Annotated in this window: 11 protein-coding genes; all 11 read right to left on the bottom strand. The window is 69.5% G+C overall.

Annotated elements, in window-relative coordinates:
- Window position 1: 1 nt before the first annotated feature.
- The 11 genes from araA to ACZ6YG_RS00605 all read right to left on the bottom strand — a co-directional run bounded on the left by araA (window position 2) and on the right by ACZ6YG_RS00605 (window position 13,623).
- Complete coding sequence (gene araA, locus ACZ6YG_RS00655) at window positions 2–1,456, bottom strand: L-arabinose isomerase (protein WP_148030079.1); 1,455 nt, start codon at window positions 1,454–1,456, stop codon at window positions 2–4.
- Entirely contained in the window at window positions 1,453–2,100 is a 648-nt protein-coding gene (locus ACZ6YG_RS00650; protein ID WP_148030078.1) for an L-ribulose-5-phosphate 4-epimerase, read from the bottom strand. Before ACZ6YG_RS00650 ends, araA begins: the two co-directional genes overlap by 4 nt.
- Complete coding sequence (gene araB, locus ACZ6YG_RS00645; RefSeq protein ID WP_466016810.1) at window positions 2,097–3,770, bottom strand: ribulokinase; 1,674 nt, start codon at window positions 3,768–3,770, stop codon at window positions 2,097–2,099. The genes ACZ6YG_RS00650 and araB overlap by 4 nt, the downstream gene beginning before the upstream one ends.
- A gap of 51 nt (window positions 3,771–3,821) precedes the next feature.
- A complete protein-coding gene (locus ACZ6YG_RS00640; RefSeq protein WP_148034375.1) occupies window positions 3,822–4,814 on the bottom strand; it encodes a LacI family DNA-binding transcriptional regulator in 993 nt (330 codons plus the stop codon).
- Between the two features lie 73 nt (window positions 4,815–4,887).
- Entirely contained in the window at window positions 4,888–6,150 is a 1,263-nt protein-coding gene (gene mmsB, locus ACZ6YG_RS00635) for a multiple monosaccharide ABC transporter permease (RefSeq protein WP_222708857.1), read from the bottom strand.
- A gap of 6 nt (window positions 6,151–6,156) precedes the next feature.
- Window positions 6,157–7,698, bottom strand: a complete 1,542-nt coding sequence (mmsA, locus tag ACZ6YG_RS00630; protein WP_148030076.1) for a multiple monosaccharide ABC transporter ATP-binding protein — start codon at window positions 7,696–7,698, stop codon at window positions 6,157–6,159.
- Window positions 7,699–7,757: 59 nt separating this feature from the next.
- Window positions 7,758–8,876: a multiple monosaccharide ABC transporter substrate-binding protein gene (gene chvE, locus ACZ6YG_RS00625; protein WP_246640663.1), complete on the bottom strand. Its 1,119-nt coding sequence runs from the start codon at window positions 8,874–8,876 to the stop codon at window positions 7,758–7,760.
- A gap of 197 nt (window positions 8,877–9,073) precedes the next feature.
- Window positions 9,074–10,060 (bottom strand): galactofuranose ABC transporter, permease protein YjfF, encoded by a 987-nt coding sequence (gene yjfF, locus ACZ6YG_RS00620; RefSeq protein ID WP_148030074.1) that lies wholly within the window; start codon window positions 10,058–10,060, stop codon window positions 9,074–9,076.
- Window positions 10,057–11,070, bottom strand: a complete 1,014-nt coding sequence (locus ACZ6YG_RS00615) for an ABC transporter permease (protein WP_148030073.1) — start codon at window positions 11,068–11,070, stop codon at window positions 10,057–10,059. Before ACZ6YG_RS00615 ends, yjfF begins: the two co-directional genes overlap by 4 nt.
- The gene (locus ACZ6YG_RS00610) at window positions 11,070–12,575 is read right to left on the bottom strand and encodes a sugar ABC transporter ATP-binding protein (RefSeq protein ID WP_148030072.1); all 1,506 of its coding nucleotides are present in this window, start codon (window positions 12,573–12,575) and stop codon (window positions 11,070–11,072) included. The genes ACZ6YG_RS00615 and ACZ6YG_RS00610 overlap by 1 nt, the downstream gene beginning before the upstream one ends.
- A gap of 58 nt (window positions 12,576–12,633) precedes the next feature.
- On the bottom strand, window positions 12,634–13,623 hold the full coding sequence (locus ACZ6YG_RS00605; RefSeq protein WP_222708856.1) for an ABC transporter substrate-binding protein: 990 nt from the start codon (window positions 13,621–13,623) through the stop codon (window positions 12,634–12,636).
- Between the last annotated feature and the right edge of the window lie 4 nt (window positions 13,624–13,627).

The following is a 13,627-nucleotide window of genomic DNA, read 5'->3' as shown; positions in this document are numbered from 1 at the left end:
GTCAGAACCCCTGGGCCAGGCGGTAGTACGCCTGGTTCCAGCGGATCTCCTTGGCGAACTGGCGCGGGGTGGTGTCGGCGTCGATGACGAGGAGCTCGACGCCGAGCATCTCGGACAGGTCCGTCAGCTCCTCGACCCCGACGGCCGTGGACAGCACCGTGTGGTGCGGGGCGCCGGCGGTGAGCCAGGCCTCGGCCGAGGTGCGCAGGTTCGGGCGGGGCTGCCAGACCGCGCGGGCGACCGGCAGCGCGGGCAGCGGCTGCGGCGGCGCGACCAGGTCGATCTCGTTGGCCACCAGCCGGAACCGGTCCCCCATGTCCGCCAGGCCCACCACGACGCCCGGCCCGGGCGTGGCGTCGAACACGAGCCGGACCGGGTCCTCCCGGCCGCCGATGCCCAGCGGGTGGATCTCGCACGACGGGGTGCCGGAGGCGATCGTCGGGCAGACCTCCAGCATGTGGGCGCCGAGGATGAGCTCCTCGCCCGGCGTCAGGTGGTAGGTGTAGTCCTCCATGAACGAGGTGCCGCCGGGCGCCATCGCCTTGAGGGTGCGCAGCAGCACGGACGTCTTCCAGTCGCCCTCGCCGCCGAAGCCGTAGCCGTCGGCCATGAGCCGCTGCACCGCCAGGCCGGGCAGCTGGCGCAGCCCGCCGAGGTCCTCGAAGTTGGTGGTGAACGCCTTGAAGCCGCCGCTCTCCAGGAAGTGGCGCAGGCCCAGCTCGATCCTGGCCGCGTAGCGCAGCGACTCGCGCCGTTCGCCGAGCAGCTCGGGCGCCACCCGGTAGAGCTCCTCGTACTCCTTGATCAGCTTGTCGACGTCGGCGTCGGCGGCCGCGTCGACGGCCTCGACCAGGTCGTTCACCCCGTAGGTGTTGACCGAGACGCCGAAGCGGAGCTGGGCCTCGACCTTGTCGCCCTCGGTGACGGCCACGTCGCGCATGTTGTCGCCGAACCTGGCCAGCTTGAGCGTGCGCAGCTCGGCCAGGCCGGAGGCGGCGCGCACCCAGGACAGGACGCGCTCGGCCACGGCCGGGTCGCTGACGTGCCCGGCCACGGTCTTGCGGGCCACCCCGAGCCGGGTCTGGGCGTACCCGAACTCGCGGTCGCCGTGCGCGGCCTGGTTGAGGTTCATGAAGTCCATGTCGATGCTCGCCCACGGCAGCTCCACGTTGGCCTGCGTGTGCAGGTGGAGCAGCGGCTTGCGGAGCGCGTCCAGGCCGGCGATCCACATCTTCGCCGGGGAGAACGTGTGCATCCACGCGATCACGCCGGCGCAGGTGTCGTCGGCGTTCGCCTCCAGCATCACGCGCCGGATGGCGGCCGCGTCGGTCAGGACCGGCTTCCACTGCACGGGCACCGGCAGCGCCTCGGCGATGCGCCGCGACTGCTCGGCCACCTGCCGCAGCGTGTCTTCCCCGTACAGCCCCTGGCTGCCGGTCAGAAACCAGATGTTCAACGTGGACTCCTCTGTCCGTAGACGTTCTGGTAGCGGTCGTACAGGCGGTCGATGTGCTCCGGCTTGATCGGCAGAGGCTCGCCGAGCTGCCTGGCGACGTGGACGGTGCGGGCGACGTCCTCGCACATCACCGCCGCCTTCACCGCCGCCTTGGGGTCCTTGCCGATGGTGAAGACGCCGTGGTTCCGCATGAGCACGGCGGGCGAGCGGTGGCCGTCGAGCGTGGCCACGATGCCCTGGCCGATGGAGTCGTCGCCGATCAGCGCGAACGGTCCCACCGGGATGTCGCCGCCGAACTCGTCGGCCATCGCGGTCAGCACGCACGGGATCGGCTCGCCCCTGGCCGCCCACGCCGAGGCGTAGGTGGAGTGGGTGTGCACGACGCCGCCGACATGCGGCATGTGGCGGTAGACGTACGCGTGCGCGGCGGTGTCGCTGGACGGCGCGTGGTCGCCCTCGACGAGGTTGCCGTCGAGGTCGCAGACGACCATGCTCTCCGGGGTCAGCTCGTCGTAGGAGACGCCGGAGGGCTTGATGACGAACAGGTCCTCGCCGGGGACGCGGCCGGAGACGTTCCCGGCGGTCCAGGCGACGAGGCCGTAGCGGACCAGTTCCGCGTGCAGGGAGGCGACCGTGGTCCTCATGAGGCGGCCTCGTTCCTGATGGCGCGCAGGGTGTGCAGCATGCGTCCGTCTCCGAAGTGGTCGTGCAGGTTGCGGTATTCGGCGTACAGCCGGTCGTAGGCGTCGGCCCTGGTCGGGTCGGGCACGTACGCGGCCTCGGTGCGCTTGCCCATGGCGGCGGCGGCCTTCTCGATGTCGGCGTAGACCCCGGCCGCGACGGCGGCGTGGATGGCCGAGCCGAGCGCCGGGCCCTGGTCGGAGCCGATGGCCGACAGCGGGCGGCGCAGCACGTCGGCGTAGACCTGCATGAGGAAGCGGTTCTTCAGCAGGCCGCCGGCCACGACGAACTCCTCGACCGGGACTCCGGCCTGCTCGAAGGTCTCCACGATCATGCGGGCGCCGAACGCGGTGGACTCGATGAGCGCCCGGTAGACGTCCTCGGGCCGGGTGGCGAGGGTCTGGCCGACGATGACGCCGGACAGGTTGTGGTCGACGAGCACGGAGCGGTTGCCGCCGAACCAGTCGAGCGCGACCAGGCCGTGCTGTCCGACGGCCTGCTTCTCGGCCAGCGAGGTCAGGTACTCGTGCGCGTTCATGCCCTGGGCCGCCGCCGCCTCCGCGTACCCGGCGGGGACGTGGGCGTCGGCGAACCAGGCGAAGATGTCGCCCACGGCCGACTGGCCGGCCTCGTACCCCCACAGGCCGGGCACGATGCCGTCGCGTACGACGCCGCACATGCCGGGCACCTCGGCGAGCCGGTCGCTGGGCATGATGTGGCAGGTGGAGGTGCCCATGATGGCGACCATCTGGCCGGGCCTGACGGCGTCGGCGGCGGCCGCGGTGACATGCGCGTCGACGTTGCCCACGGCGACGGCGATGCCCTCGGGCAGGCCGGTCCAGGCGGCCGCCTCGGCGGACAGGGGGCCGGCGAGGCCGCCGAGCGGGGCGAGCGTGACGCCGCCGGTCTTCTCGCCGATCTGTCCGGTGGCGAGCTTGGCGGCGAAGCCGGAGAAGCCGGGGTTCAGCTCGGCCAGGAACTCCTCGGACGGGTAGCCGTCATCCTGAAAAATCCCCTTGTATCCGGCGGTGCAGATGTTGCGGCTCTCCACCCCGGTGAGCTGCCAGATGATCCAGTCGGCGGCCTCGATCCACCGGTCGGCCGCGGCGTACGTCTCCGGGTCCTCCTCCAGGACCTGCAGCGCCTTGGCGAACTCCCACTCGGAGGAGATCTTGCCGCCGTACCGGGGCAGCCAGCTCTCCCCGCGCCGGGCCGCCAGCTCGTTGATCCGGTCGGCGTGCGCCTGGGCGGCGTGGTGCTTCCACAGCTTGGGCCAGGCGTGCGGCCGTTCGGGGGTGTGGAAGCAGAGGGGGGTGCCGTCGGCGGTGGCGGGCAGCACGGTGCAAGCGGTGAAGTCGGTGCCGATGCCGATCACGTCGTCGGCCTGGACGCCCGCCGCGGCGAGGGCGCCGGGCACGGCCACGCGGAGCACGTCGATCCAGTCCTGCGGCGACTGCAGCGCCCAGTCGGGGCCGAGCCGCACGCCGGAGCCGGGCAGCTCCCGCTCGATGACGCCGTGCGCGTACTCGTGGACGGCGCTGCCGAGCTCAGCGCCGTCGGACACGCGGACGACGACGGCACGCCCGGACAGCGTGCCGAAGTCCACTCCGACCACGAACTTGTTAGCGTTCACACTGATCTCCAGGGGATTCGTACGGGGCCTTGCGATATAACACGGCATATATCACGGCACCCGCGCGGCGGCAGCCGTGCTGGACCTGACGACGAAACCGGGCGGCACGACGAGGCGCTCACACGTGCCCGCCCCCGCGTCGAGCTGCCGGAGCAGCACCTCGATGCAGTGCCTGCCCACCTGGTCGAAGTCCTGCCTGACCGTGGTGAGCGGGGGCGAGAAGAACGCCGACTCGGGGATGTCGTCGAAGCCCACGACGCTGATCTGGTCGGGTACCTTCACTCCTTCCTCGGAGAGCGCGCGCAGCACGCCCAGCGCCATCTGGTCGTTGGCCGCGAAGACGGCGGTGACGCCGTCCATCGCGGCCAGGCTCCGGCCGGCCGCGTAGCCGGCGTGCGGGCTCCAGTCGCCGGGCAGCGGCTCGGGCACCGGCCGGCCCGCCTCCTCCAGCGCGGCCCGCCAGCCCTCCAGCCGCCCCTCGGTCTCCAGCCAGTCGGGCGGGCCGGTGACGTGGTGGACGGTCCGGTGGCCCAGCTCCAGCAGGTGCCGGGTGGCGAGCCTGGCGCCCTCGGCCTGGTCGATGCAGACCACCGAGACGTCGCCACGCAGGGTGCCCTCGACCGCCACCGCCGGGGTGCCCGACGGCAGGCTCTCCAGCGCCGGGCCCGCCGAGCGCCGCGGCGCCACCACCACGACCCCGTCCACGCCCTGCTCGGACAGGTAGTCGATGGCGTCGCGGACGCTGTCGACGTCGAGCGTCTTCAGGCTCACGATGCTCACGAAGTAGCCGGCCGTCCTGGCCGCCTGCTCGATGCCGTAGATCGTGCTGGCCGGTCCGTAGAGCGTGGTGTCGAAGCTGACCACGCCGAGCATCCGCGACCGCTTGGTGACCAGGGCGCGGGCGGCCAGGTTGCGGCGGTAGCCGAGCCTGGTGATCGCCTCCTCCACCCGGGCCCTGGTGTCGGGCCGGACGTTGGGATGGTCGTTGAGCACCCGGGAGACCGTCTGGTGCGACACGCCGGCCTCCCTGGCCACGTCGGCCATCACCGGAGGGCGGCGCTTCGGTGGCGCTACCACGGTCTCTCCTTTCCAGCGGTACGGACGAGCGGGCGGACGATCAGGCGGCGGCGCCCGCGCGGCGCTTGGTCCACACGTCGAAGGCGACGGCGGCCAGCAGCACGAGGCCCTTGACGAGCATGACCCGCTCACTCGGCGAGCCGATCAGGGACATGCCGTTGTTGATCACGGCCATGATGAGACCGCCGGTGATGGCCCCGACCACCTTGCCGACGCCGCCCTGGACGGCCGCGCCGCCGATGAAGGCCGCGGCGATCGCGTCGAGCTCGAACATGTTGCCCGCGGTGGGTCCCGCCTGGTTGAGCCGGCCGGCGAAGATGACGCCGGCGATGGCCGCCAGCACGCCCATGTTGACGAAGATCCAGAAGACGACCTTCTTGACCTTGACGCCGGACATGACCGCGGCCTGCAGGTTGCCGCCGATCGCGTAGATCTGCCGGCCGAACACGGTCTTGTTGGCCAGCAGCGAGTAGCCCAGCACCAGCACCGCGAGCAGCACCAGCACCCAGGGCAGGTTCTTGAACCGGGCGAGCTGCACGACCAGGAACAGGATGAGCGCGGCCCCCGCGGCCATCTTGACCACGAACACCGCGAACGGCTCCACGGCCTGCCCGTAACCCGCCCTGGCCGTCCGGGTGCGCCACTGCGAGACGACCATGCCCGCGATGGCGACCAGTGCGACCAGCAGGCTGAACAGGTCGGCGCCGCCCAGCGGGCCGAGCCCGACGTTGCCGAGATAGCCGCTGGTGAACCCGTTGGCCAGGGTGCGGACCTGGTCGGGGAACGGGCCGATGCCCTGGTTGCCGAGCACGGTCAGGGTGAGCGCGCGGAACAGCAGCATGCCCGCCAGCGTCACGATGAACGCCGGGATGCCGAAGTAGGCCACCCAGTAGCCCTGCCAGGCCCCGATGAGGGCGCCCGCCGCGATCGTGATCAGCAGGGCCAGCGGCCACGGCACGCCCATGTTGACCATGAGCACGGCCGAGATCGCGCCGGTGACCGCCACCACCGAGCCGACCGACAGGTCGATGTGCCCGGCGATGATGACCAGGATCATCCCGATGGCGAGGATCAGGATGTAGGAGTTCTGGACGATGATGTTCGAGATGTTCTGCGGCGTGAGGAGCGCGCCGTCGGTGAGGACCGAGAACAGCGCGACGATCAGCGCGAACGCGATGTAGATGCCGCTCGACCGCAGGTTGAGCGAGAGTCCGCCCAGAGAGACGCGGCCGGGCCGCTTCGGCTCTTCCGGTTCGCCGCCCGTGGCGCCGGCCGCCACGGCGGCGGGCGTGGTGCTGCTCATCTGGACCTACTCCTGTCCCGTGGTCGTTGCTTGGGTCATCAGTTGCATGAGGCGTTCCTGCGTGGCTTCCCCTCGCGGCAGCTCACCGGTGATGCGCCCCTCGGAGAGCGCGTAGACGCGGTCGCACAGGCCCAGCAGCTCCGGCAGCTCCGAGGAGATCACCAGCACCGCCTTGCCCTCGTCGGCCAGCCGGTTGATGATCGTGTAGATCTCGTACTTGGCGCCGACGTCGATGCCCCGGGTGGGCTCGTCGAGGATGAGCACGTCGGGCTCGGTGAGGATCCACTTGGAGAGCACGACCTTCTGCTGGTTGCCGCCGCTCAGCTTGCCGACGACGCTCGACACGCTGGGCGCCTTGATGTTCATGCTCTTGTGGAAGCGCTCGGCGACCGCGTACTCCTCGTGCTCGTTCACCCAGCCGCGCCGCGACAGCCCGCTCAGACCGGCGGCGGAGACGTTGCGCTTGATGTCCTCGATGAGGTTGAGCCCGTACCGCTTGCGGTCCTCGGTGGCGTAGGCCAGGCCGTGCCTGATCGCGTCCTGTACGGTGCGGATCTCGACCGGCCGGCCGTTCTTGAAGATCTTGCCGGAGATGTTGACCCCGTACGTGCGGCCGAAGACGCTCATCGCCAGCTCGGTGCGCCCGGCGCCCATGAGGCCGGCCAGTCCGACGATCTCCCCGCGGCGCAGCGTGAGCGAGGCGCCGTCGACGACCTTGCGGCCTGGCTGGCTGGGGCTGTGGACGGTCCAGTCCTCGATGCGCAGCGCCTCCTCGCCGATCTTCGGGTCGTGCGGGGGGAAGCGGTTGTCGAGGGCGCGGCCGACCATCCCGGAGATGATCCGGTCCTCGGTCACCTCGTCGGCGGCCATGTCGAGCGTCTCGATGGTGCGGCCGTCGCGGATGATCGTGACGGAGTCGGCGATCGCGGTGACCTCGTTCAGCTTGTGGGAGATGATCACGCAGGTGATGCCCTCGTCGCGCAGCCCGCGCAGCAGGTCGAGCAGGTGCGCGGAGTCGTCGTCGTTGAGCGCCGCGGTGGGCTCGTCGAGGATGAGCAGCTTCACCTCCTTCGACAGCGCCTTGGCGATCTCCACGAGCTGCTGCTTGCCGACGCCGATGTCGGAGACGACAGTGGTCGGGTTCTCCCGCAGGCCCACCCGCTTCATCAGCAGGCCGGCCTCGTAGTTGGTGCGGTTCCAGTCGATGACGCCGCGCTTGGCGCGCTCGTTGCCGAGGAAGACGTTCTCGGCGATCGACAGCTGCGGGCTGAGCGCCAGCTCCTGGTGGATGATGACGATGCCGGCGTGCTCGCTGTCGCGGATGCCGCCGAACGCGCACCGCTCCCCGTCGAAGTGGATGTCTCCCTCGTACGTGCCGTGCGGGTAGACGCCGGACAGCACCTTCATCAGCGTCGACTTGCCGGCGCCGTTCTCGCCGCAGATGGCGTGGATCTCGCCGCGCCGCACGGACAGGTTGACGTCCTGGAGCGCCTTGACGCCGGGAAACGTCTTGGTGATCCCGGTCATCCGCAGAATGTGATCGGTCATGGTCGAAGCCCCTCGGTCAGGGGCTCCGGGGGACGGGCCGTCCCCCGGAGCGCCGGCGCCTACTTGAGCTGGTCCTCGGTGTAGTAGTCGCCGCCGATGATGATCTCTTCGTAGTTGGTCTTGTCGACGATCACCGGGTCGAGCAGGTACGAGGGAACGACCTTGTTGCCGTTGTCGTAGTCCTTCTCGTTGTTCACCTCGGGCTTCTGGCCCTTGAGCACGGCGTCGGCCATCTTGACGGTGGTCTCGGCGAGCTTGCGGGTGTCCTTGAAGATCGTCGAGTACTGCTCGTCGGCGATGATCGACTTGACCGAGGCGAGCTCGGCGTCCTGGCCGGTCACGACCGGGTAGGGCTGGCCGCTGGTGCCGTAGCCGCTGCTCTTGAGCGCCGACAGGATGCCGATGGACAGGCCGTCGTACGGGGAGAGCACGCCGTCGACCTTGGTGTCGCCGGTGTAGGTCTTGGTGAGGATGTCCTCCATGCGCCGCTGCGCGGTGGCCGGGTCCCAGCGGAGGATCGCGGCGGTCTTGAAGTCGGTCTGGCCGCTCTTCACCACGAGAGTGCCGTCGTCGATCTTCGGCTGGAGGATCGACATGGCGCCGTTCCAGAAGAACGTGGCGTTGTTGTCGTCGGGCGAGCCGCCGAACAGCTCGACGTTGAACGGGCCCTTCTCGCCCTTGTCCACGCCGAGGCCCTGGAGCAGGGAGGTGGCCTGCTGGACGCCGACCTTGAAATTGTCGAAGGTGGCGTAGTAGTCGACGTTCGGGCTGTTACGGATCAGCCGGTCGTAGGCGATGACCGGGATGCTGTTGTCCGCCGCCTGCTGGAGCTGGGAGGTGAGCGCCGTGCCGTCGATCGAGGCCACGATCAGGAGCTTGGCGCCCTTGGTGATCTGGTTCTCGATCTGGTTGGCCTGGGTGGGGATGTCGTTCTCGGCGTACTGCAGGTCGACCTGGTAGCCGAGCGCCTCAAGCTGCTTCTTGACGTTGTCGCCGTCGTGGATCCACCGCTCCGACGACTTGGTCGGCATGGTGACGCCGACCAGCGCGCCGGCGTTGCCGTCGGCCGCGCCGGAGGACGCCTCGGCGTCGACGGTCTTCTGGCTGGAGCCGCAGGCCGTCATGGTGGCGGCGAGCGCGATCGCGGTGACCACGCCTCCGATCCGTCCCAACCTCATCGTGTGTGTCTCCTCGCTTGAAAGATCACGGCAGCGCGAGTTGCCAAGGCTGCCCATGAACGAAACGGTTCACCACAAGGGGGGATGAACCAGAACAAAACTCGCATCCGTTGACCAGGATTGTTATCGCTAACAACCATGGTGTCAACATCTGAGCGTAACCTCCTGGTAACGTTCACATGCACGCTCCTCGCAGGTCAGGACCGTGTTCGGGCCGAGAACAACCGCTGCAGCAGGATGAAGGCGAACAGCAGCATGCCGATGACGATCTTGGTCCACCAGGAGCTCAGCGTGCCCTCGAAACTGAGGACGGTCTGGATGAGGCCGAGCACCAGCACACCCAGCACGGTGCCCAGCAGGAAGCCGGTTCCGCCCGTGAGCAGGGTGCCGCCGATGACCACCGCCGCGATCGCGTCCAGTTCCATGCCGACCGCGTGCAGCCCGTACCCGGAGAGCATGTAGAACGACAGCACCACGCCGCCGAGCGCCGAGCAGAAGCCGGAGATCGTGTAGACCGCCACCTTCGTACGGCCCACGGGCAGGCCCATGAGCAGCGCCGACTGCTCGCTGCCGCCGGTGGCGTAGACCGCCCGGCCCAGCCGCGTGTAGTGCAGCACGTACGCGGCCACCAGCACCACCACCGCCGCGATGATCACACTCGGCGAGATCCACATGTCGGCGACCAGGTCGATCCTGGTCTGCGCGAACGCGGTGAACGTGGGGTCGGTGATCGGGATGGACTCGGTGCCGATCGTGTAGCAGAGCCCTCTGGCCAGGAACATCCCGGCCAGCGTGACGATGAACGGCTGGATGTCGAAGGCGTGGATCAGGTAGCCCATCACCAGTCCCAGGGCCGAGCCGACGAGCAGCACCAGCGGCACCACCACGTACGGCGGCCAGCCCGGCCCGGTCATCAGGCTCGCCGCGATCATCGTCGACAGCGCCACCACCGAGCCCACCGACAGGTCGATGCCGCCGGTGAGGATCACGAACGTCATCCCGACCGCCACGATCAGCAGGAAGGCGTTGTCGATGAAGACGTTCAGCACGATCTGCCCGGTGGCGAACCCCTCGTAGCGGATGCCGCCCGCCACGAACATGGCGACGAACAGGCAGGCCGTCACCAGCACCGGCACGTACTTGGCGGGGATCGTCCTGCCCCCGCCGAGGCTGAGCGTCGTCATGTGCTCACCCGTACTTTCTCCTCGGTCACGGGGCGGGGTGGAGCGGCCCGGCCGCGCCGGTGGAACACCTTGTCGCGGAAGGCCTGCGACTGGATCAGGCAGACCGCGGTCACCACGAGCGCCTTGAACAGGAGCGTGGTCTCCGGCGGCACGCCGATGGAGTAGATCGTGGTGGTCAGCGTCTGGATGATCAGCGCGCCGATCACCGTGCCGCCGAGCGAGAACCGGCCGCCGGCCAGCGACGTGCCGCCGATCACCACGGCCAGGATGGCGTCCAGCTCGATCCACAGGCCGGCGTTGTTGCCGTCGGCGCTGGACACGTTCGAGCTGATCATGAGGCCGGCCACGCCAGCGCACAGGGCGGCGAACGCGTACACCATGACGATGATCCCGCGCGCCCGGATGCCGGCCAGCCTGCTCGCCTCCGCGTTGCCGCCGACCGACTCGATGAGCATGCCAAGAGCCAGCCGCCGGGTGAGGAACGCGGTGATCGCCAGCACGGCGATCACGATGAGGATGCCGAACGGCACCGTCAGCAGGTAGCCGCCGCCGATGAGCTTGAAGGCGGGGTCGTTGACGGTGATGATCTGCCCGTCGGTGATGAGCTGGGCCAGGCCGCGCCCGGCCACCATGAGGATCAGGGTGGCGATGATCGGCTGGATGCCGACCGCCGCGACCAGGAACCCGTTCCAGGCGCCGAGCAGCGTGCACAGGCCGAGCGCCAGCGCCACGGCCGCGAACAGGCCCTGGTCCTGGCTGATCTGCAGGCAGGCGAGCGCCCCCGAGATGGCCACGATCGAGCCGACCGACAGGTCGATGCCGCCGGTCGCGATGACCAGCGTCATGCCCAGCGACACCAGGATCAGCGGCGCGCCGAACCGCAGGATGTCGATGAGGCTCCCGTACAGGTGGCCCTCGCGGAGCTGGATGGAGAAGAAGCCCGGCGTGAAGATCAGGTTGACCAGTAACAGCGCGGCCAGGACCAGGATCGGCCAGAGCAGACGGCGCATCAGGTCCTGCCTCCGCTCGCGATGGTCTCCATGATCACGTCCTTGGTCAGCTCGTCGTCGTTGGGCAGCTCGGCGATCATCCGGCGGTCGCGCAGCACCGCGACCTTGTGGCTGAGCCTCAGCACCTCCTCCAGCTCGGCGGAGATGAACAGCACCGCCACGCCGCCACCGGACAGCTCGGCGACCAGCCGCTGGATCTCCGTCTTGGCGCCCACGTCGATGCCGCGGGTGGGCTCGTCGAGGATGAGCAGCCGCGGCTCCAGGATCAGCCAGCGGGCCAGCAGCACCTTCTGCTGGTTGCCGCCGCTGAGGTTGCGCACCGGGATCTCCGGGTTGGGCGGGCTGATCCGCAGCGCCTTGACGTACTTGTCCACCAGCTCGTCCTGCTGCTCGCGGGGCACCGGCCTGGTCCAGCCGCGGGTGGCCTGAAGGGCGAGGACGATGTTCTCGCGGACAGTGAGGTCCTCGATGAGGCCGTCGCGCTTGCGGTTCTCCGAGCAGAAGGCGATCTTGTGGCCCATCGCGGCCCTGGGCGTGCGCAGTGTGACCGGCTCGCCGCCGATCGAGAGCTGCCCGGCGGCGTGGTCGGCGCCGAACAGCAGCCGGGCCACCTCGGTGCGGCCGGAGCCGAGCAGCCCGGCGAGCCCGACCACCTGGCCCTCGTGGATGGTCAGCGTGAACGGCTCGATCGCGCCCGGCCGGCCCAGATCGCGGGCCTCGACCAGCGGCGTGGCGAAGCTCCTCGCCTCGCCGTGCAGCTTGTCGAGCGCCTCCAGCTCCTGGCCGATCATCTTGGCGACCAGCTCGACCTGGCTGAGCTCGCGGGTGAGGTACTCCCCCACCAGCCGCCCGTTGCGCAGGATCGTCATCCGGTCGGAGATCTCGTACACCTGGTCCAGGAAGTGCGTGACGAACAGGATGGCGATGCCCTCGTCCTTGAGCCTGCGCATCACCTGGAAGAGCTGGCCCACCTCGTCGGCGTCCAGGCTGGAGGTGGGCTCGTCCAGGATGAGCACGCGGGCCTCGACGTCGAGCGCGCGGGCGATGGCCACCATCTGCTGGATGGCCAGCGAGTACGACGACAGCGGCGCCGAGACGTCCAGGTCCAGGTCCATCCGCGCCAGCAACTCCCGGGCGCGGGCCCGCATCCGCTGCCAGTCGATGCGCCCGAAGCGGCGCGGCTCGCGGCCGATGAGGATGTTCTCGGCCACCGACAGGTTCGTGCAGAGGTTGACCTCCTGGTAGACGGTGCTGATCCCGGCCTGCCTGGCCTCCAGCGGGCTGCCGAAGGCGACGGGTTTCCCGGCCAGTTCGACGGCGCCCTCGTCGGCGGTGTGCACGCCGGTCAGCACCTTGATCAGGGTGGACTTGCCCGCGCCGTTCTCGCCCATGAGCGCGTGCACCTCGCCGGGCAGCAGCCGCAGGTCCACGCGGTCGAGGGCGCGCACGCCCGGGAACTCTTTGCCGATCCCGCTCATCCGCAGGATCGGCGCGGGTGCGTCCATCCGGCGCCCCCTCCCTTCCCGACCGGGCCGGCCACGCGGCCGGCCCGGTCGTCAGCGATCAGTACTGCCGGCTGGGCAGGGCCTCCTTGGCCTGCTCCTGGGTGAAGGTGGTCTCCTCCGTCACCACGCGGGCGGGTACGCTCTCGCCGGCGACGACCTTCTTGGCCAGGTCCATCAGCTGCGGGCCGAGCAGCGGCGAGCACTCCACGATGTAGTTGATCTTCCCGTCGGCGAGCGCCTGCATCCCGTCCTTGACCGCGTCGACCGTGATGATCTTGATGTCCTTGCCGGGCACCTTGCCCGCGCCCTCGATCGCCTCGATCGCACCCAGGCCCATGTCGTCATTGTGCGCGTAGAGCACGTCGATGTCCGGATGCGCCTTCAGGAAGGCCTCCATGACCTCCTTGCCCTTGGCCCTGGTGAAGTCGCCGGTCTGCGAAGCGATGATCTTGAACTTCGGGTCGGCGCCGATGACCTCAGCGAAGCCCGACTTGCGGTCGTTGGCCGGGGCCGAGCCGGTCGTGCCCTGCAGCTCGACGATGTTGACGGTGTCGGAGGCGTCCTTGTACTCCTCCACCAGCCACTGGCCGGCCTTCTTGCCCTCCTCGACGAAGTCGGAGCCGAGGAAGGTCTTGTACAGGGAGGTGTCCGCCGAGTCGACGGCCCGGTCGGTCAGGATGACCGGGATGTTGGCGCCCTGGGCCTCCTTGAGCACGGTGTCCCAGCCGGACTCGACGACCGGCGAGAAGGCGATGACGTCCACCTTCTGCTGGATGTAGGAGCGGATCGCCTTGATCTGGTTCTCCTGCTTCTGCTGGGCGTCGGAGAACTTGAGCGTGATGCCGGCTTCCTTGGCCGAGTCCTGGACGGACTTGGTGTTCGCGGTCCGCCAGCCGCTCTCCGCGCCGACCTGGGAGAAGCCCATGACGATCGCGTCGCCGCCGCCGCCTCCTCCCGCTTCGGAGCCGCCGCCGCTTTCGGAGCCGCATCCCGCCAGGGTCGCCGCGGCGAGCCCGGCGACGACCAGCATCGAGATCCTCTTCAACACGTGG

The organism is Nonomuraea sp. NPDC054003 (assembly GCF_055585125.1).
The sequence above is the reverse complement of the archived record's forward strand: the minus strand, read 5'-3'. Positions and strand labels throughout refer to the sequence as shown.